General features: G+C 46.3%; 13 protein-coding genes and 3 pseudogenes. 9 read left to right on the top strand and 7 right to left on the bottom strand.

Annotation, left to right across the window (positions count from 1 at the left end):
• The first annotated feature begins 314 nt into the window (after window positions 1-314).
• The 6 genes from H6H02_RS25345 to H6H02_RS25320 all read left to right on the top strand — a co-directional run bounded on the left by H6H02_RS25345 (window position 315) and on the right by H6H02_RS25320 (window position 8,815).
• The gene (locus tag H6H02_RS25345) at window positions 315-1,187 is read left to right on the top strand and encodes a peptidylprolyl isomerase (protein ID WP_347342655.1); all 873 of its coding nucleotides are present in this window, start codon (window positions 315-317) and stop codon (window positions 1,185-1,187) included.
• Between the two features lie 282 nt (window positions 1,188-1,469).
• On the top strand, window positions 1,470-4,433 hold the full coding sequence (locus H6H02_RS25340; RefSeq protein ID WP_190823018.1) for a peptidase domain-containing ABC transporter: 2,964 nt from the start codon (window positions 1,470-1,472) through the stop codon (window positions 4,431-4,433).
• A gap of 136 nt (window positions 4,434-4,569) precedes the next feature.
• Complete coding sequence (locus H6H02_RS25335; protein WP_190823016.1) at window positions 4,570-6,126, top strand: HlyD family efflux transporter periplasmic adaptor subunit; 1,557 nt, start codon at window positions 4,570-4,572, stop codon at window positions 6,124-6,126.
• A gap of 127 nt (window positions 6,127-6,253) precedes the next feature.
• Window positions 6,254-6,922, top strand: coding sequence for a glutathione S-transferase family protein (locus tag H6H02_RS25330; protein ID WP_190823014.1), 669 nt, complete (start codon window positions 6,254-6,256; stop codon window positions 6,920-6,922).
• A 215-nt stretch (window positions 6,923-7,137) separates the two neighbouring features.
• Window positions 7,138-7,965 (top strand): type I methionyl aminopeptidase, encoded by an 828-nt coding sequence (gene map, locus H6H02_RS25325; RefSeq protein WP_190823012.1) that lies wholly within the window; start codon window positions 7,138-7,140, stop codon window positions 7,963-7,965.
• 178 nt (window positions 7,966-8,143) lie between these two features.
• Complete coding sequence (locus tag H6H02_RS25320) at window positions 8,144-8,815, top strand: Uma2 family endonuclease (RefSeq protein ID WP_190823010.1); 672 nt, start codon at window positions 8,144-8,146, stop codon at window positions 8,813-8,815.
• Here H6H02_RS25320 and H6H02_RS25315 read toward each other — a convergent pair.
• Both H6H02_RS25315 and H6H02_RS25310 read right to left on the bottom strand, forming a co-directional pair.
• Window positions 8,807-12,976, bottom strand: a complete 4,170-nt coding sequence (locus H6H02_RS25315; protein ID WP_190823008.1) for a tetratricopeptide repeat protein — start codon at window positions 12,974-12,976, stop codon at window positions 8,807-8,809. The genes H6H02_RS25320 and H6H02_RS25315 overlap by 9 nt on opposite strands.
• Window positions 12,977-13,002: 26 nt before the next feature.
• Window positions 13,003-13,863: a DUF4384 domain-containing protein gene (locus H6H02_RS25310; RefSeq protein WP_190823005.1), complete on the bottom strand. Its 861-nt coding sequence runs from the start codon at window positions 13,861-13,863 to the stop codon at window positions 13,003-13,005.
• Window positions 13,864-14,122: 259 nt separating this feature from the next.
• Between H6H02_RS25310 and H6H02_RS25305 the strand changes: the two genes are divergently transcribed.
• The 3 genes from H6H02_RS25305 (at window position 14,123) to H6H02_RS25295 (ending at window position 16,807) form a co-directional block, all read left to right on the top strand.
• Entirely contained in the window at window positions 14,123-14,644 is a 522-nt protein-coding gene (locus H6H02_RS25305; RefSeq protein ID WP_190823003.1) for a cupin domain-containing protein, read from the top strand.
• 315 nt (window positions 14,645-14,959) lie between these two features.
• Window positions 14,960-15,196 (top strand): hypothetical protein, encoded by a 237-nt coding sequence (locus H6H02_RS25300; protein ID WP_190823001.1) that lies wholly within the window; start codon window positions 14,960-14,962, stop codon window positions 15,194-15,196.
• 207 nt (window positions 15,197-15,403) lie between these two features.
• Window positions 15,404-16,807, top strand: coding sequence for an amidase (locus H6H02_RS25295; protein ID WP_190822999.1), 1,404 nt, complete (start codon window positions 15,404-15,406; stop codon window positions 16,805-16,807).
• A 118-nt stretch (window positions 16,808-16,925) separates the two neighbouring features.
• Here the strand turns inward: H6H02_RS25295 and H6H02_RS25290 are convergent, their stop codons facing one another.
• The 5 genes and pseudogenes from H6H02_RS25290 to H6H02_RS25275 all read right to left on the bottom strand — a co-directional run.
• Window positions 16,926-17,678 carry an SDR family oxidoreductase gene (locus H6H02_RS25290; protein ID WP_190822996.1) on the bottom strand — a complete coding sequence of 251 codons (753 nt, stop codon included), beginning with the start codon at window positions 17,676-17,678 and terminating at the stop codon, window positions 16,926-16,928.
• A 132-nt stretch (window positions 17,679-17,810) separates the two neighbouring features.
• Window positions 17,811-18,422, bottom strand: coding sequence for a DsbA family oxidoreductase (locus H6H02_RS25285; protein ID WP_190822994.1), 612 nt, complete (start codon window positions 18,420-18,422; stop codon window positions 17,811-17,813).
• A gap of 760 nt (window positions 18,423-19,182) precedes the next feature.
• Window positions 19,183-19,378 (bottom strand): annotated as a pseudogene (locus tag H6H02_RS27395) (transposase); the annotation flags it as partial.
• Window positions 19,379-19,474: 96 nt separating this feature from the next.
• Window positions 19,475-20,071 (bottom strand): annotated as a pseudogene (locus H6H02_RS25280) (IS1 family transposase); the annotation flags it as partial.
• Between the two features lie 6 nt (window positions 20,072-20,077).
• A pseudogene (locus H6H02_RS25275) lies at window positions 20,078-20,182 on the bottom strand (IS1 family transposase); the annotation flags it as partial.

The following is a 20,182-nucleotide window of genomic DNA, read 5'->3' as shown; positions in this document are numbered from 1 at the left end:
AAAACAACGAAATCTAGATTCTCGAAAAATTGATTGGCAATTTACTACCGCTGATGCTCGCATTAAGCTCAAGCGTCTTTACCCATCAATTCAAGCTTGACAAGGTACTAGCACCTAAATTCTAAGTAACCTAATGGCAATGGAGCAGTCCTAAATGATTCAAGAAGTCGGGGATCTCGCTTTCTCTCTCGAAGCTGGGGATCTTAACCCACCCCACTTTTCGGTAGTGGCTTCTAGAAAAGGGTAGAGTAAAGTTTTGTAAATTACTGCATAATTCCTGAATTTTCGGCTGATAAGTCCATAGAGATTTGCAGATGTTGTCCGTGCGAACTGGCAAGTCAGCGCAACGCTCTCGCACTCAAAATATCAGTCGCAAACTAGAAATTAAAAGGGACTCAGGCATGACTACAGTTTTACAAATTGGTAATCGCACCCTCACGACTGAGGAAATCATTCCCCTACTGGCTAGCTACCAAATGTTTCCTCAATTGCTGCGTGAGAGCATTATTGACAGCGCGATCGCTTCTTTTAACTGTACGCCTGAAGAAATCGCTCATGCCTGCGGGAATTTCTACCAGCAAAATCAACTGAATTCTGAAGCCGAACAGCAAGCTTGGCTAGAGCGATACGGGATGAGCCAAGAGCATTTAGCAGCCTTGACAACCCGGAAGTTAAGAATTGAAAAATTCAAACAAGCGACTTGGGGTAACAAACTAGAATCTTATTTTCTCAAACGCAAAGGTCAATTGGATCAAGCTATTTATTCCTTGATTCGGACAAAAGATCCAGGCATTGCCCAAGAACTTTATTTCCGTCTTTCCGAACAAGAGCAGTCTTTTAGCGAACTGGCGGCTGAGTATTCCCAAGGACCTGAATCACAAACAGGTGGAACCATCGGCCCGGTAGAGATAGGAACTCTCCACCCACATTTGGGAAGACTGCTATTGGTTAGTCAAAACAATCAACTTTGGTCGCCCAGACCCTTAGGAGAATGGATGGTTATTGTGCGCCTAGAAAAGTTAGTTCCCGCCCAATTAAATGAATTCATGCGTCAACGATTGCTGCGAGAACTTTTTGAAACCTGGGTGCAAGAGCAAATCGGGAACCTACCCGAATCAGACAAAATTTTGCTGGGGGCTGCAACAAATCGGAAGGTTGAGGCGAACGGTCAACTGGCAGCCGCATAAACGAGCGATCGCTAAGTAGAGACATCCTCGGCTTAGGTGTTAAAAACAACTTCAAAAACACGCATTTTTCTTTCCCTAAACTATTCTGATAAACTCCGGAAGCGTGGTACGAAACCTGTCAAAATGATTCAAAAGAATCTAAAGCATCACTTATTAAAATATTCTGTTTTTTCTAGCAAGTAGTATCGGCTTTAACTGTAATAGATTGTAAATTAAACAAGGAGGGCGGCTTTCTTTCCCATCAAGTTATAGCTTGGATGGAGGGTGCAGCCGTAAGACGGGATGACCCATACGACAATTAGTATCAAAGAAATTCTCGCTGGTATATCTCCGTTTAATCAACTGCCATCTGCTGTCTTAGAAAAAGTTGCAGCAAAATTTCAATTTTTGCGCTACCGCATGGGACAGGCAATGTTTGTGCGGGAAACCATGCCAGCACAAATTGCCATTATCTATCAAGGGCAAGCCCGACTTTTAGGTTATGACCCCCGGAGCCAAGCACCTGTCACCCTGAAATTATTAGAACCCGGAGAAATTCTCGGATGGGTTAGCTTAATTCGGGGAACTCCTTGCGAAACCGCGATCGCTTCTACAGAAACTATTTGTTTAATCCTCCCAGCCGCCGATTTTTTAGCTTTATTAAACCAGGAACGCTCATTTGCGGCTGCTTTTGAAACCCGTTGTTCTTTAATTGAAGTCTTCGATCTGATTGGGGAAGAATTGGCGCGTCAAGCGGACGGGACAACCAATCTCAAAGAACTGGCTTTAAAAGCGGTTTCAGACGCAACGATTCTCAACTTACCACCCGGAAAAACTCCCCTTAGCAAGATAGATCCCGACTGGGTATGGCTGGTGAGTGGTGGAACCGTCGCTGATTTCCCCGTGGGAAGCCGCTTAATCCCGATTGCACCTGCAAATTTACACGTAGAAGGCGCGAGAGGGGTTCGTTTATTGGGCTTGCAGAAGTCCATCCTGTTTCCCTCGGAATCGAAAGGCGCGATCGCGCCATCAGCTTCCCTTGCCCCTACAACTGGCTGGGAAGCGATTCCCTATGCGCCAGAACAGCCTCCTGCCGGGGAGACGACGCCCTTTAAACAGGAGAAACACCCCTACATTTACGGGAGAGGTCGTTTGGATGCAACATTAGCTTGTTTCCAAATGCTGTCTCAGCACTTAGGGATACCTTTCCGGCGGGATGTGATCAAGAGAGTCTTAGTCAATCACCTCAAGCACACAGAGAACTTATCCCTGCAATTTTGCGGTGCGGTGGCTGAGCTAACTGGGTTGAGTACGCAATTAATTAAAGTGCCTGCGGCTGCGGTGTGTCGCCTGCAAGCTCCCGCCATGATTAGCTGGCAAGATAGTTTTGCGATTCTTTACAAAATTAGCGATCGCGAGTTAGTGCTGGCGGTGCCAGAAGTTGGCATCTTACGCAAAAAACCAGCCCAATTCATGGAAGCGTGGGGGCCAGAAGGGGAAGTTCTGCTACTCCGACCCACAAAAGAAGCTTCTAAAGAGCGGTTTAGTCTGCGTTGGTTTTTACCTTCTATCTACCGCTATCGCAAGGTTTTAATAGAAGTTTTAATTGCTTCTATTTTTATACAAATCTTTGGTTTAGTAAATCCCCTGATGACTCAGGTGATTATTGACAAAGTTCTTGTACAAAACAGTATTGATACTTTATCTGTTTTAGGCATTTTCTTAGTCGTCGTCGCTGCCGTCGAAGCCGTTTTGACCAGTTTACGCACGCATTTATTTGTTGATACCACCAACCGGATGGACTTGGCTTTAGGCTCAGAGGTCATCAGTCACCTTTTACGCCTGCCTTTGTCTTATTTTGAACGGCGACCTGTCGGGGAACTTGCTACTCGCGTTAATGAGCTAGAAAATATTCGCTCCTTCCTGACCGGAACTGCCTTAACTGTAGTGTTAGATGCTATCTTTTCAGTCATCTACATTGTGGTGATGTTAATTTACAGTGGAGTGCTAACGCTAGTCGCATTAGCGACAGTGCCGCTGTTTGCTTTGCTAACACTTGGAGTGTCACCGATCATTCGGCAGCAGTCGCGGGTGAAAGCAGAGCGCAACGCCGAAACTCACTCTTATTTAGTGGAAGTTCTGTCAGGAATCCAGACAGTTAAAGCACAAAATTTAGAATTGCGATCGCGCTGGCAATGGCAAGAGCGTTATGGTCGTTATATCAGTGCTGGATTTAAGACAGTTTCCACTTCTACGACTGCTAGTTCCGTAAGTAGTTTTCTCAATAAGCTCTCCAGTTTGTTAGTGTTATGGGCTGGAGCTTATTTAGTCCTAAAAGGAGAGTTAACATTAGGACAATTGATCGCTTTCCGCATCCTTTCCGGTTATGTAACCAGTCCGTTATTGCGATTAGTACAACTGTGGCAAAACTTTCAGGAAACCGCTTTATCTATTGAGCGACTAGGCGATGTTCTCGACGCCAATCTAGAAGCAGATGAAGCCGATCGCCACAACATTCTCATGCCAGCCATTCAAGGAAGCGTGAAGTTTGAAAATGTTTCTTTCAGCTTCAACCCTAGCGGCTCTCTTCAGTTAAGTAACATTAATCTGGAATTTCCAGCAGGGCTATTTATCGGGATCGTGGGACAAAGTGGATCGGGTAAAAGTACCTTGACAAAACTTTTGCCTAGACTCTATGAGCCAAGATCGGGACGGATTATCATTGATGACTATGATATTAGTAAGGTAGAACTTTATTCCTTGCGGCGTCAGATTGGAATGGTACTTCAAGATACTCTCTTGTTTGATGGGACAGTGCAGGAAAATATCGCGCTAACCAATCCAGATGCTAGCGGCGAGGAAATCATTGAAGCTGCCAAGGTAGCTTTTGCCCACGACTTTATCATGGCTTTGCCGAACGGCTACAACACTCGCGTCGGAGAACGAGGTTCTGCCTTATCCGGGGGACAAAGACAGCGAATCGCGATCGCGCGTACCGTTTTACAAAATCCTCAGTTACTGATTTTAGACGAAGCTACCAGTGCTTTAGACTACAACGCCGAGCGACAAGTGTGTTTAAATCTCGCCTCGACATTCCGCGATCGCACTGTGTTTTTTATTACCCATCGTTTAACTACAATTAGAAATGCCAATCTGATTTTGATGATGGATCAAGGTTCAGTCGTTGAACAGGGCACTCATGATGAATTAATGGCTCTCAGAGGTCGCTACTACTGTCTGTATCAACAACAAGAAGCTCAACTATAGAAATCTGAATGGGAATTGCTAATGGGTAGCTAATCACTCCCCCTCTCCCACTCCCACTCTCTATTATTCAGTCTGCAAACACAGCACCGCTTCGCTAACACTCCTCAGTCCTCAGCCCTCAAAACTATTGTCAGCTATGCTTCAACAAAATGGAAAACAATCTAACCAGCATCTCTCTTTAGTGCCCAAAACAGTTCCAACTCCTAATCCTAATCAGGAAGTAACGCCACCCGCTTCTACCTCAAACAACTTCGATCAAGCCGTTATTCTTCAACAATCCCCAACTTGGTCTCGCGCCATCATTTGGGGAATCATGGGAACGACAACTTTTGTGATAGTTTGGGCTTCTGTTTTCCAAATTGAGGAAGCCATCCCTGCGACTGGCAAACTGGAACCTCAAGGTGCTGTTAAGGAAGTTCAAGCTCCAATAGTAGGTGTAGTAAAAGAAATTTACGTCAAGGATGGCCAACGAGTAAAAAAAGGAGATAAGCTGCTAAGTTTAGACGCAAAAACGGCTCAGGCTCAGTTGACTTCCCTGAATAAAATTCAGACAGCATTAAAGCAGGAAAATCAGTTTTATCGTTCGCAAATAAAAGGCGCAGGTTTCCCCACGGCGATAGATGAAGAGACTGGTCAACTAAAGCTGCCATTAGAGTTAGTCTCTCTGACTAAAGTACGCTCCTCTTTAGCATCCGAAAATCAACTGTATCGCGCTCAACTAAGAGGTTCTTCCAAGGGAACAAATCTTAGCGTTGATCAACAGCAGCGTTTTCAATCGAGCTTAGCAGAACTAAATTCTCGCGTTGCGACAGCTAGGTTGGAAGCTGAGCAATTGGAAAAGCAATTAAGTCAAACTCAGGTAGAGTTAGCGAGTTCCAAAGACTTATTAGAGGTGAATCAGGGGATTCTCGACGATATAGAACCGATCATGAAGCAAGGAGCAGTTTCCCGCGTGCAATTCCTGAAACAGAAGCAGGATGTACGCACTCGCCAAGCTGAGGTGGATCAACTAACTCAGGAACACAAGCGATTACAGCTAGCGATCGCGCAAGCGAATGAAAAGCTGCAAAATACCATCGCTTTGACGAAACAAGACTTGCAAACCAAAATTGCTGAGAATGAAAAACGTCTGGCAGAAATTGACGATCAGCTAAACAAGGCAATTGTAGAAAATAACAAACGCTTGGCAGAAATTGACAGCCAAATGAGCCAAGCAGAACAAAACTTAAAATACCAAGAAATTAAAGCTCCAGTAGATGGAACTATCTTTGAGCTAAAAGCTCAGGGACCAGGTTTTGTTACCAATTCTACCGAACCCATTTTAAAAATTGTTCCAAGTGACAGCCTAGTTGCTAAAGTTTTCATCACCAATAAAGATATTGGCTTTGTAAAAGAAGGAATGGAAGCAGATATTAGAATTGACTCTTTTCCATTCCGGGAATTTGGCGATACGAAAGGGCGTTTAACCTGGATTGGATCGGATGCTCTACCACCTGAACAGATCCGCCCTTATTATACGTTTCCTGCCAAAGTTAGCTTAGATCAGCAGTCTCTTTTAATTAAAGGTCGAGAAGTCCGGCTGCAATCTGGGATGTCGGTGAGTATTAACCTGAAGGTGCGTAAGCGCACAATCATGAGCATTTTCACTGATTTATTTATGGATAAAGTTGAGGGCTTAAAGACGGTTCGCTAGTGTTTCTTAGCAGCAAGATGGAATAGGGAAAGGGAAGTCTGCGATAAAGTTGCATAGGACGCGATCGCGCTCGTTGCCAGTCGAGTGAGTGAGTATCCTGGGAAATAAGTTCTGGAGAGGTATCCTGATGCTGAAGCTTTATCACACTCCCCTTTCCGCCAACTCAAGGCGCGTATGGGTGGCGCTACTGGAGAAAGAAATTCCCTTTGAGCTGGTATCGCTGAATATGGATGGCGATCAATTTCACCCAGAATTTCTAGCGATGAATCCCTTCCACCACATTCCAGTTTTAGTGGATGATGGCTTTAACGTCATAGAATCTTTAGCCATCCTTGACTATCTAGAGGCAAAATATCCCACGCCTGCCTTACTACCTACGGATGTCAAGGCGCTAGCAACCGTGCGGATGGTGGAAATGGTGACTGTCAACGAACTGTTGCCTGCCATAAACCCATTCGCGAATCAAATGATGGGCTTGGATGCAGACGAACAGCAGTTGGAGCAGTCAAAGCAGAAAATTCTGACAGTATTGAACTTTTTTGAGAGTTTACTGGGCGAAGATCGATACTTTGCGGGTAGCCCTAGTCTCACCCTCGCTGAGATTGTCGCCGGAACGATGGTGCCGTTGTTGCCCATGCTAGGCGTATCGCTGGATAACCATCCTAAACTGAGTGCCTGGTGTGAGAACTTGGTGCAACGTCCTGCATGGCAAAAAACCCAGCCCACTCAGGAGGCAATTGAAGCCTTTAAGCCTCGATTCAAGGAGTTGATGGCAGCGCGACAGAACCAGCCTTAATACCAGTTGATAGCTGTAATCGCGAACTGATTAAGATGCGAGAACAACCGTGGAGCCTCCCGCCCTAGGAATGGTTTCAACAAAGTTAACTTAAGATAATAAATACCTGACAAATTAACAGGGAGAGTGCTTCCTCAGTCGTCAATCACCCCAGAAGCAGGCGGGAGGAGCGATCGCTTTACCCTGTTGACATCCCACCACTCGCCATCTGTCAAATGAACATCCTGAACAATCTGCTTTTCCAACCCGCTCAACCTCCCCGCGAGAAAAAACAACGCCGTGGCATTGAAATTAAGTCACAGCGTGAAATTGAAATCATGCGACAGGCGGCGAAGATTGTGGCAACCGTGCTGAAAGAAATTCAAGAGATGGTGCAGCCCGGTATGACAACGGCGGATTTAGATGCTTACGCCGAAAAGCGCATCCGCGAAATGGGGGCAACGCCCAGTTTTAAGGGATATCACGGTTTCCCCGGTTCGATTTGCTCCAGCATCAACAATGAAGTCGTGCATGGGATTCCCAACCCCAAAAAAGTGATTCGGACTGGCGATGTCTTGAAAGTCGATACAGGTGCTTATTTCCAGGGCTATCACGGTGATTCTTGCATTACCATTGCCGTGGGTGAGGTGACACCAGAAGCGGCTAAGTTAATCCGCGTGGCAGAAGAAGCGCTTTTCAAAGGAATTGAACAAGTTAAAGCTGGAGCCTACTTGCTCGACCTTGCAGGTGCCATTCAAGACCATGTGTTAGGCAATGGTTTTAGTATTGTGGAAGACTTCACCGGGCACGGTGTTGGGCGGAATTTGCACGAAGAACCGTCTGTGTTTAATTTCCGCACCCGCGAGATGCCCAATGTCAAGCTTCGGGCTGGAATGACTTTGGCAATTGAGCCGATTTTAAATGCTGGGTCAAAATTTACCCGTATCTTATCCGACAAGTGGACGGCAGTGACGGTGGATAATGCCCTGTCAGCTCAGTTTGAGCATACCGTGCTGGTAACGGAAGATGGATATGAGATTTTGACCGACCGCTCGAAAGTTTAGCGAATCGTTACATGGATTGACCCGCAGCATAAAATGCTGGGAGTATACAAACAAAGCTCGCCTATGCGGGCTTTGTTTATTTTTATAGAATAAGTTGGTAAAGCGATCGCATCTTGATACAAATTCTATTCTCATCTCTAAAATTTGAAATTTAAAATAGCTATGAGCAGGTGGCAATATGTACCAAACAGCGCAAGAATTAGAAGCACAAATGCCAGATGCTACAAAACTTTTGAGCGATGAACCAGAAATGGAAAGTTCTTTGCACTACAAGCAACTAGCTTTATTGGTAAGTTGCTTAGAATGGTTTTGGCGCGATTCGCCTAAGGGCGATAGCTTCGCTTCACGCAATGATTTTTTTATTGGCGCTAATCTGACAGTTTATTTTAGTCGCCAGCAATTGCGAAATCGAGACTTTAGAGGACCAGACTTTTTCCTGGTGAAAAACACAGAAAAAAAAGAGCGACCATCTTGGGTAGTGTGGGAGGAAGAAGGCAAATATCCCGATTTAATTATCGAATTATTGTCAAATACGACTGCTAGCATTGACCGAAATCTCAAAAAAGAGTTGTATCAAAACCGCTTTCGCACGCCAGAATACTTTTGGTTCGATCCCGAAAGTTTAGAGTTAGCAGGTTTCCGGTTGGTAGGAGAACAATATCAAGCGATCGCGCCCAACCCTCAAGGCTGGCTGTGGAGTGAGGTTCTAGATTTGTATTTGGGTATAGAAGCCGGAAAATTGCGCTACTTTATCCCAAAAGGTTCTCTAGTTCTTACCCCAGAAGAGGCAGCAGAAAGACTGGCAGAACAACTGCGATCGCTTGGTGTCGAGCCGGATACTTTAGGTTAGAAGCGTCGCTGACGCTAAAGCTGTGGTGTCTCCCTGGCAAACCCATGCTCCCCAGAAGAAAGGATGCTCTAGCAGTCTATCTTCCTCTTGACAAGAGATACTGGTTTGTGGTGGTAATTTTTCTGGACACAGCAGTTCTGATAGCACCTCAACACCTAACTCAGACAGGCGCAATTCTTTGACGGTAATCGTTCGGATGTAATTTTGGGCTTCCTGTAAGGCATCGGCACGACCCAGACCGCACTGCAAGTTGTCAAAGAAACGCTGCATTAGGAGCGCAGTTACTTTATCTGGTACAGGCCACAGGCTCATTACTAGAGTTTTTGAACCAGCGACTGCAAAGGCGCGACGCAAGCCAAAGACTCCTTCGCCAATTTTGATATCGCCAATTGCCGTATTGCAGGCAGACAGGACGGTAACTTCATTCGCCCACAAATCTAGTCCCGTTACATCCTGGGCAAACAGCAAGCCTTTGCCCGCCTCTGGGGGAAGATTGCCACCGTTGATCCAAATGTTGGCACCTGCGAGGGCAAGTCCAGAACGCAGCATCGGGTTTTCTACTTTTGTTGTGGCGAGACGATCGCAATTTTGGCTTGAGGATGCTTGGGAATTGTCAACTCTCTCGGTTACTTGTACCGCGAAGTTTCGCAACCAATCGGCTGTATTCTGGTTGCCATTTTCTGCCAACTTTGTTGATATTTCTTCCATTAATGCCAGTAACTCTCGATCTAGCAGCTTGGGGTTCTTCTGTAATATCTTTAGTTCCTCTCCGTTGGGAGAATTTAGCAATTTTTGAATTAAATTCAGATAGTCTTTCTCCCCAGAAAAGTAGCCGTGAGTAGCAATCAACAAGATGCGGGGCGACTGATTGGTAAGGAGAGATTCTAGTGCCTCTTCTTGCATATAGGTCTTTACCCTTAGTTTCTGGGCAACAGCTTCGCCAAGAAAGCGAGTACCTGGGGCGGGGCGAAACGGGTAGTCTGATAGGATGCTGAGTGATTTTACTTTCTGGCTTTCCTGTGGAAGTATTTTGGTTTCCAGCTCCCCTGCCCAGTTAAACTTAGGGTCGGCGATGATGAGAGGTGGTGAGGCGGGGCGCGTCGGCTGAACTTTTGAGCGCAGGATATCGCGCCCGACGGTGAAGTAACTGATGGTGTAATTGTCCATCAGCAGTTGCTTACCCGTACCGTCGCTGGGGAGAATTTGAAATGGCACTAGGTTCAGTCCTCCATCAGGAGAAAGTAGCAGATATTTGCTGTCACTTAATACTGTGCTAATTTTGTCAAACACTGCTTGCCGCAAGGCTATGGCAGAAGTATGATCGCAATCGTATTTGAGGAATGTCTCGTCGTCGTCCTCCCAGTATCCATGATCCAGGGTGTCACTGCTCACAGACACCGACGACCGAAAAACTTGAATCAGTCCGTCGATGTGTTCTGCTTCCCCTAAGTCAATCATCTCTACAGAGTTTGGCTGTTGCGCTGGCAAGACAAAAGCCAGGTAACGGGCGGGTTGCCATCGTGCATCTCCACGCGCCAGAATTGCCTGGGAATCATAAACATCAAATCGCACAAATTCTACTAAGGTTGAGCCTGCGGGCAACTCCAAAGCGACAGCGCGACAGTTAGCAGTTTGGAGTTCCTGCTGGAGTTGGATTTCTGGCACCTGCGATGCCAATAGCTTTTCTAACTTTTTGCATTCTGCTTTTAGCTGGGTGAGGCGCTGTTGATAAGCGGCTTGTTGAGCGCGAAATGCTTCGGGGGGAATTTCTGGGTTGGGTAAAGGTGGAGAATATATGAGGTGGAGTTCCTCAGCCAGGAAAGATTGCCATTGCTGGAACTGGGTGGCGAGGTGGGGATAGCGCCCACTGTATACGGCAGAGTTGAAAGTAGCTAGGGCGGTGGCAGTCAAAACTTTGCGTTTCAACACTAAATCCAATGCTGCTTGCTTCGCTTCCCCAGAGTCGGACAGGTGGCGATGAACTAGGGAGAGAAACCCATTCAAATTACCTCTAATAGTTTCAAGATAGGCGAGGCGATCGCTTTCCGAACTGGCAGCAAAGATTTGGCTAATCATACTATCTTCGATTTGGCTAGCTTGGCGCATCAGTGCCAGCGCCTCAGTAAAGCGGTTAGTGGCTGCCAATAGTGCCGCCAAATTATTCAAACTGCCAGCGACATCGGGATGTTCTACTCCCAACAAGCGCTTCCACATCGGCAAAGCCTCCAAGTACAACGGTTCCGCTTCGCTGAATCGTCCTTGTGAACAGTAAAGTAACGCCAAATTGTTCAAACTCCTAGCAACATCGGGATGTTCTACTCCCAACAAGCGCTGGTTCATCGCCAATGCTTCCAAGTACAACTGTTCCGCTTCGCTGAATCGTCCTTGAGTACGGTAAAGTTCCGCCAAATTATTCAAACTGATAGCAACGTCGGGATGTTCTGCTCCCAACAAGCGCTGCTTCATCGCCAATGCTTCCACCAAAAACCGTTCCGCTTCGCTCAATCGTCCTTGTGACTTGTAAAGTGCCGCCAAATTATTCAAACTGCCAGAAACGTCGGGATGTTCCTTTCCCAACAAGCGCTTGCTCATCGCCAAAGCTTCCAAGCATAACGGTTCCGCTTCGCTAAACCGCCCTTGTAATTGGTAAAGTATCGCCAAATTATTCAAACTGGTAGCAACTTGGGTATGTTCTGCTCCCAACAAGCACTTGCTCATCATCAAAGCTTCTATCAACAACGGTTCCGCTTCGCTGAATCGTCCTTGAGTACGGTAAAGTTCCGCCAAATTATTCAAACTGATAGCAACGTCGGGATGTTCTGCTCCTAACAAGCGCTGCTTCATCGCTAATGCTTCTAAGTACAACGGTTCCGCTTCGCTAAACCGCCCTTGTAATTGGTAAAGTTCCGCCAAATTATTCAAACTGGTAGCAACGTCGGGATGTTCTGCTCCCAACAAGTGCTTGCTCATCACCAAAGCTTCTACCAACAACGGTTCCGCTTCGCTAAATCGTCCTTGTGAGTTGTAAAGTGCCGCCAAATTATTCAAACTGATAGCAACGCCAGGATGTTCTGCTCCCAACAAGCGCTGCTTCATCGCCAATGCTTCCACCAAAAACCGTTCCGCTTCGCTAAATCGTCCTTGAGTACGGTAAAGTGCCGCCAAATTATTCAAACTGGTAGCAACGTCGGGATGTTCTGCTCCCAAAAAGCGCTGCCTCATCGCCAATGCTTCCACGTACAACGGTTCTGCTTCGCTAAATCGCCCTTGCGACTGGTAAAATCCAGCCAAATTATTCAAACTGGTAGCAACATCGGGATGTTCTACTCCCAACAAGCGCTTGTACATCGCCAATGCTTCCACGTACAACGGTTCCGCTTCGCTGAATCGCCCTTGAGTAAGGTAAAGTTCTGCCAAATTATTCAAACTGGTAGCAACATCGGGATGTTCTGCTCCCAACAAGCGCTGCCTCATCGCCAATGCTTCCACCAAAAACCGTTCCGCTTCGCTAAATCGTCCTTGTGAGTTGTAAAGTGCCGCTAAATTATTCAAACTTTGGGCAACATTGGGATGTTCTACTCCCAACAAGCGCTTGCTCATCGCCAATGCTTCCAAGTACAACCTTTCCGCTTCGCTAAATCGTCCTTGTAACTGGTAAAGTATCGCCAAATTGTTCAAACTGGTAGCAACATCGGGATGTTCTGCTCCCAACAAGCGCTTGCTCATCGCCAATCCTTCCAAGTACAACGGTTCCGCTTCGCTAAATCGCCCTTGAGTACGGTAAAGTTCCGCCAAATTATTCAAACTACCAGCAACTTGGGGATGTTCTGCTCCCAAAATTTGTCTTGCTAACTCCAAGGATTGCTGAGCAATAATTGCCGCCTCAGCATACTCACCACGATGATAGAGCTGTATAACCTGTTGGTTTAGTTGACTTAAACCCTGAATTCCTCCCCCTAATTGCCCAGCAAAACTTTGCAACCAATCAGCATTTGCTTCGCCAGCTTCTGCCATCTTAGCTGCTACCAATTCCATCACAGCTACCAAACCATTGTCTATAAAATTTGGGTAAACATGCAAAGTTTCTAATTCCTCTCCACTAGGACAATTCAGCAGTTTTTGAATTAAATCTAAATAAGCTGCGATACGTTGTTCGTCCACCTGTGTTTCTCTCCTGTATTTTGCGTTTATGATTGAGCGGTGACGGTATATTCTGTGTAGAGAACCTGACAATCTCGACTGCGATCCAGATATTCTATTAATTGGTTCAAATGATTGGCTTGCAGTTGCAATGGTGGATTAATTCCCTCTGGCAACCAATCTAAGTTTGGCTTATCCTTACTAATTACCGCTACAATTTGCTCTAAACCAATATCGCCAGTTACCTTAAAGGATTTTTTTGGCGAATTTGGCTGCGGTAAAACCGCTACTCCAGCAGGCAAATATGGCTCAGGAGCATAACCTGACGGACAAAGGCACCAAAATCTGCCTGTAGTTCCTTTCTCCAACAGCAGCAAATAACCAGCCTTTTCCAGATTTACTTCAAAGCGAATATAACTCCCCAAACGCACGCATTCTTCGTAATCGCTGCCCATATCCAGCACGCCAACGCCAGCCAGGACTGGCCCCATTTTGTTAGTAGGAATAGATTTTTTTAGTATTTGCTGCCAGCATTCATCGGCAGTAATCACTAAGGGTTCTATGAAACCTTGCTCTCTTGCCCACTGGGGAAATATTTCTTCACGCAGCCACCGCTTGGCTATTTTCCAACGGTATTTTGCGGCTCCATTAAAGTCACATCCCTCGTCAGCTAGCTTGCGACAAATTGCTATCCAACGATCCCGGAAAATAGTAGCCGCATTACCTGCCTGATTTTCTTGAATCAAATTTTTTTCTAAAACTTCTGCTAATTTCTTATCATCTAAATCGGTATTGTCTTCCAGCAGGCGTTGCACAAACGCAAGTTCTGTCTTCCCAGAAAAGCAAAACCGCGTGACCATTGCTTTGAGAAAATCTTCCTCATAATCTTCATATTTGGGGATATTCATTGCCTAGCTCTCTAGTGAAAGATTATCCCCATTTTATGTTTAAGCTTGAGAGTCGGCAATGATAAATTCACGTAATTCTACGTCGGTCTACTTAAATCTACTTGGTGTCACCATTCTATTTAAATCTATATTTGTCTACCCAAGCTATCAAATATTTGATTACAGTTGTAAATAACAACTACCAGCTTATTTATTAGTTGATATTCAAGCAGATAAAGTAGTGTTGCCCTTACCCTTTACCATTGGAGTAATTGAAACTGTGAGCCTACAAATTTTCACTTCCCGCAACTCAATTGTCAATCATGAAAATGATTCGCAATCTAAAGATTTATTAATTCAATTTTTATTGCAAGTAGCAGATATTCCACTGCATTTGATGACCGCTCAACAGCTAAAAACTCTCGTAGAAAAGCTAGATCGGAGCGATAGCTTACTCAACCTTGTTAAGAAAAATACCTTGTTCAAACCAGATCGAGTTGGCTTGAAAAATCTTCTAGGTAATGAGTTTATCTCTATTCTAGTTGTTGCTTCCTTACCCCAGCAGCGCTCGATAATTCATCGTCACGGTCAATCCCTAGAAGTCGCGCTCGTCCTCCAAGGAACTCTGACATCGCAATTTTTTAAAATGACCGAAGACCAAGAACTAAAGCTAGACCGCGAAGTTGAGGTATCAGCAGGAGATATCGTTTGTACCGAGCGTTACGAGTACCACTCTATTATCAACAAAAGCAGCTCTAAAGTCGTATCCCTGCATTTTCACAGCCCTGGTTTAATTGAATAACTACTAGCGAAGCCTGTATATACAGGCTTCATCCTAAAACTTCCATTTTTTCTAATACCGTCGCTCTTAACAAGTCAAGAGCAAAAACAAATACCTGGCGATTGGAAATCGCGGCTACACAAACAAAGCCTGCCTTCGCAGGCTGAATTTGAATTAAGTCCGCGCAGGAGGACTTGGTTAGTATAGCCGCATTCTAGTCTGTGGGAATTTGCAAATTCGGGATGCTCTCAGGGAAAAAGCGCACCCAGTAGTCACCAGGTAGAAATTTAGCCCCTACTGCCAACATTCATCTATTCACAAAAAGGGAGTTATGTTATGCAAAAATGTCAAGAATTATATTGCCCTTGGATTCAAGATTCACGGGATGAGAATCATTACATTTGTTTAAAGTGTCAACAAGAGCGCCAGATTAATCAAGCCAATGGGTGGGAGTTTTTTTTAATGATTTTTGTGATTGTGGCGCTGATTGCATTGCTTACCAGCGGTACAATCCAAAACAATAGGATAACCGAAACTAAAAATCCTCATCAATTTCAAAACCAACAGCAATAAATAGCCGTAAGTCCAGAAAACGGCTGAAATGCCAGTAATTAAAGGCTTCCGGAAAGCGCGCTCGCTCTTGCCCACCACAAAATATCGCCTGTTGGCTAATAATCGGTCATGTCTTTAGCGTGAAACAATGTTTATTGGCAAGCTAGGATTTTATTGCCTAGACGCGCTCAGGCGTTCAAGATCAAGTAGCGATCGCCCAAAGTTCCCATGAATCAAACAGATTTAGCTTTTACCCCAGCGATAGAACAGGCGCGGCTCATCCGCAGCAAACAAGTATCACCGCTAGAGTTGGTGGAACTTTACCTGGAACGTATTCAGAGACTGGATTCCCAACTGGGGAGTTATTTTACCGTCATGGCAGATATGGCGCTTGCCGATGCCAAGGCAAAGACGGAAGCCTTGGCAGGCAACACAGAGGAATTTCCGCCCTTTTTTGGGGTACCCATTTCGATTAAAGACCTCAACCCCGTTGCTGGTGTTCGTTGTACCTACGGAACAGCGGCGCTGATGGACAAAATCGCCGCTTATGATGATGCCGTGGTGACGCGGATTAAGCTGGCGGGGTTTACGATTCTCGGTAAGACGGCGACAGCCGAACTAGGTTCTTTCCCTTATACAGAACCTCCGGCGTTTCCACCCGCCCGGAATCCCTGGAATCTCGACTATACACCAGGGGGATCGAGTGGTGGCGCAGCGGCGGCTACGGCGGCGGGGTTGTGCGCTCTAGCTCAAGGTTCTGATGGCGGCGGTTCGGTGCGCGGTCCCGCCGCTTGTTGCGGTTTAGTCGGCATTAAGCCCTCCAGGGGTCGGGTGTCGTATGCACCCGTGGGCGATCATCTAAATGGCATTGCAACCAATGGCTGCTTGGCGCGTAACGTTGCCGATGCTGCCGCCCTTCTGGATGTCATGTCTGGTTATGTCGCAGGCGATCCTTACTGGTTGCCCGATCCTGAAACGACTTTTCTTGCTGCAACTGCCCAAAAATTGGGGTCTTTGCGGATTGCTTTTTCTACAGCAATTCCCCCTATAGGCGAAGCCGATTCGACATCTGGGCAAGCAGTCCAAAAAACTGTGCAATTGCTAGAAGAAATGGGTCATACCGTTGAACCCGGATGTCCAGACTTTACCGATTTGATCAAACCTTTTTCCAAAGTTTGGCAAGCTGGTGTGGCAGCGACGGGGATTCCCGGCGACTACTTGGAACCGATGAATCGCTGGATGCTAGAGCAATCCGGTTCTGCGGGTGAATATCTGCAAGCGGTTGCTCAGATGCAAATTATGGCGCGGCGCATTGTTGCCTTTTTTGACAACTATGACGTTTTGGTAGTGCCAACTTATATGCATCAGCCAATTCGGGTTGGGGAGTGGGCGCACCTGAATCCGGAGGAAAAATTGCAGAAAATCATTCAGTGGATCGCTCCGTGTCCCCCATTCAATGCCACCGGACAGCCTGCAATCTCACTTCCGACTGGTTTTGACGCCAACGGGTTGCCAATCGGCGTGCAGTTGGTGGGACGCCCTGCCGACGAAACCACGTTGATTGCCCTCGCCGCACAACTAGAAGCTGCAAAACTTTGGAGCGATCGCCGTCCTGACTTTGCCGCGCAATAAAATCGATATCTGTATTTGTGTCTCGTTCCCTATCTCAGATAGGGAACGAGTGCGAAAGTTCCTTGACCAAGGACCTCGACCTGGCGCTGCTCTACGCCGATCCTTCCGGTTAAATTCGTTAGAGTTCCTGAATCCGTGGACGAATCAACAACTCACCGATGTTGACGTGTTCAGGTTGGCTCACCACGTAAAGAATCGCGTTAGCAATATCTTCTGCTTGCAGGATATCCGCACCCGGAGCATAAAAACCGCCTTGTCCGGTCACAGCTTCTTTGGTTGCCTCATGCTTGATTGAATCGGCAAGTTCAGTCGCCACTGCGCCCGGTTCAATGTCCGTCACCCGCACGCCATATTCAATTGCTTCCTGGCGCAAACAATCTGAGATAGCGCGTACCGCAAATTTAGTTCCGCAATAGACAGCCCCCCCTTTAAAAGCAAAGCGTCCAGCCACCGATCCCAGATTTACAATATGACCGTGCTTGCGCTTAGCCATGCCAGGAAGGACAGCATGAATGGTGTACAGGAGTCCCTTCAGGTTCACATCAATCATCCGCTCCCACTCATCCACGCGCCCTTCCAGCATCGGTGCCAGAGGCATTAAACCAGCATTATTGATTAGGATGTCCACGCCACCCATTGTTTCAAGTTCCTCCCCCACCTGTGCCACAGCTTCCCGGTCGGTTACGTCCAAGGGTTTGATAATCGCCTGACCACCTGCACGTTCAATTTCCTGGGAAAGCTGTTCGAGTTGCTCGGTGCGGCGTGCCGACAAAACGACTTTCGCTCCGTTCTGAGCCAATATTCTGGCTGTCGCTGCGCCAATGCCACTACTCGCACCCGTAATCCAAGCTCGTCCTGAAAGAATTGCCATATTGTATCTCCTGTAATTTACTAGAGTCGTCCTTTCTTGCAGTGGTTTAGCCTTGCCTTAGACAAATTGCTGCTACAGACAAATCACTGCTACGATGTTCGATGCATCTTGCTTTAGCGCTGTGCTTTGGCGCTATTTTTGGCTAAGCTCGCCCTCCACTGCCTGATTAATCGCCCGTTCCAAGCTTTCTTGACTTAACAAACCCGGCAAAATGCGATCGCCAATCATAAATGTCGGGACTGAGGTAATACCGATTTCTTTGCGAGTCTGTTCTAATGCTTGCTGATGAGCTGTTTTATACCTTCGGGTTTCCAAAGATTCTCTAAACTCTTTTCCATCCAACCCAATTTCTCCCGCTAACTGCGTCAAAATCTCGATATTGCCAATGTCCCGATCTTCTTGAAAAAACGCCCGGAGAAGACGGTCATTGTATTCGTTAGCTTTACCATGTTCTCTAGCGTACTGATAACCCTCGAACGCTAGATGCGTATGTGGTTGCGGCGAGATACTTGGCAGTTTGATCTCAACACCCATTTTTCTCGCTAGCGGATAGACTGACTGTTTCCAAACCGTTTGAAGATAATCGTCTTCCGGTTTCAGCGTTGGTTGTGGATAAGGTCGAAGCTCGAAGGGTATCCACTCAACTTCAACGTCCTTGTCCTGAATCGCTGCTTTTAGGGGGAACTCGGCTAGAAAACAGTATGGACAAACGTAGTCAGAAAAAACTTTTATTTTAAGAGTCATGGCAAATTTCTCTCAACAAACGGTGAAAGCACATTGCGATTCACTGCCATCTTGCGAGTTCAAGCAATTGAGCGATCGCGCTTTTACTTCAGACGCACTGGACGCTTATCAATCATTGCCAAGCGCTAGCAGCAGATAGAACTAGCGATCGCAACCTCTGCGCCTTCACCCGAAGTCCAAGCAATTAATTTGTTTCTTTCTTTAATAATGTCTGCATCTCATTCAATATCTCCCTCAAATCCTACTGGCGCTATTTCTGCCCACCTTCCATCTGAGGTATCAGTTGCAACCCGTTCATTGATCCCCCTTCAGAAAGGGTAAACCTCACCTCTTGCACCAAGCGGTTGCAACCTGTTGGAAGGTTACAACCGCCTTGATTTTCACTTAGTCTGCGCTTTTATTACTTGCCACCAATACGTCTATTGCCCACAAGTTTTCTAATGTTGCCCCACAACGTTTTGATCCCCCTAGCCCCCCTTTTTAAGGGCAGGGCTGATTCATTGAAAAAAGGAAAATAAACGATGTACATCATGAGATAAATGTCGAAGCCCTTTAGTGATAGAAGGGAAACCCGCTTGACGAAACAAATTCAGTACGATTGTCCGCACAATGGCGAAATTAGCAAGGGCATAACCATCGCACAAGGGAGCCTCATCCTCCTGGAGAACCGCGTCTTTAGGCCAATGCAGCCGATTTTCAATAGACCTCTTGCGGAATTAAAATTTGTTAGCTAATCTCAGAAACTGTTTGTAAATGTCTGTTAAGTGGTTTTAGATTCCCAGGTTCGACGATTCTTTGTTAAACGCCAGAGCATTAACCGAATCATGACGACGTAAATCATTCCTTCATAGTTTTCTGGTAGCCGCTCATAGTCACGAGTCAAGATTCTCGCATTGTCGCTCCCTCGTCCAAGTTCGTTCTACAATCCATCGCTTTTGTTCGAGCTGAAAGCCTTTTTCTGCCGGTGGGTTGACTAATTTCGACTTCAACCTGTCGCTCTTGCTGTCCAAAGAAGTGTCCAATCAACGCCCCTAAAACACCCCGGGGTAGTGCTAAACAAGTAATGATGCATTGTAGTGATGGATAAAATACCAGATAGCACCAATGTGGTTCTCCAACGATTTTGAAAAGGACAAGGTTTTTCGGACTAGCCGAGATACCCGTTGCCTCAACGTATTGTTGAATCGCTCTTCGGTAGCTGGTTTTTCCAGTTTCTTTACCAACGGCTCGATGTCGTTTGCGGGCGTAGCACTGCCCCATAGGCTGCCCAAAAGTCGGTATAGGTGATGGCACACTGGCGATAAACCGGAGGCAAAGATTCCCATAACTTGCGTGCTGCGGCTTCATCCCGTGCGCCAATGTAAACGCCGACAATCTCACGAGTGTTTGTATCAAGAGCTAACCAGACCCACTGCTTGTTCACGAGTGTTGTCCACGAATGACCATAATTCATCGCATTGAATCGTTAGGCTCCCCTTTTTTTGGGTGCCGTCTGCACGCTTCGGGGCACCTGAGCGTATTTCTCATTAACGTAGGGAAAGCAGCCATTGTTCAGAAACCTGGACGACCCGAGCGATCCCAGCCAGAGAGATGCGTTCCAACAGCAATCGGTCAATCAGCTCCCGTGTCGCTTGGTCGATCACTTTTTGGTAATGCTAAATAAGTAATGATGTATTGTAATGATGAATGAAGTACCAGATAGCACCGATATGGTTGTCTAATGACTTGGAGAACGACAAGGTTTTTCGCACTAAGCGGGA

Origin of the sequence: Coleofasciculus sp. FACHB-1120 (assembly GCF_014698845.1) — a bacterium.
GTDB lineage: Bacteria > Cyanobacteriota > Cyanobacteriia > Cyanobacteriales > FACHB-T130 > FACHB-T130.
The sequence above is the reverse complement of the archived record's forward strand: the minus strand, read 5'-3'. Positions and strand labels throughout refer to the sequence as shown.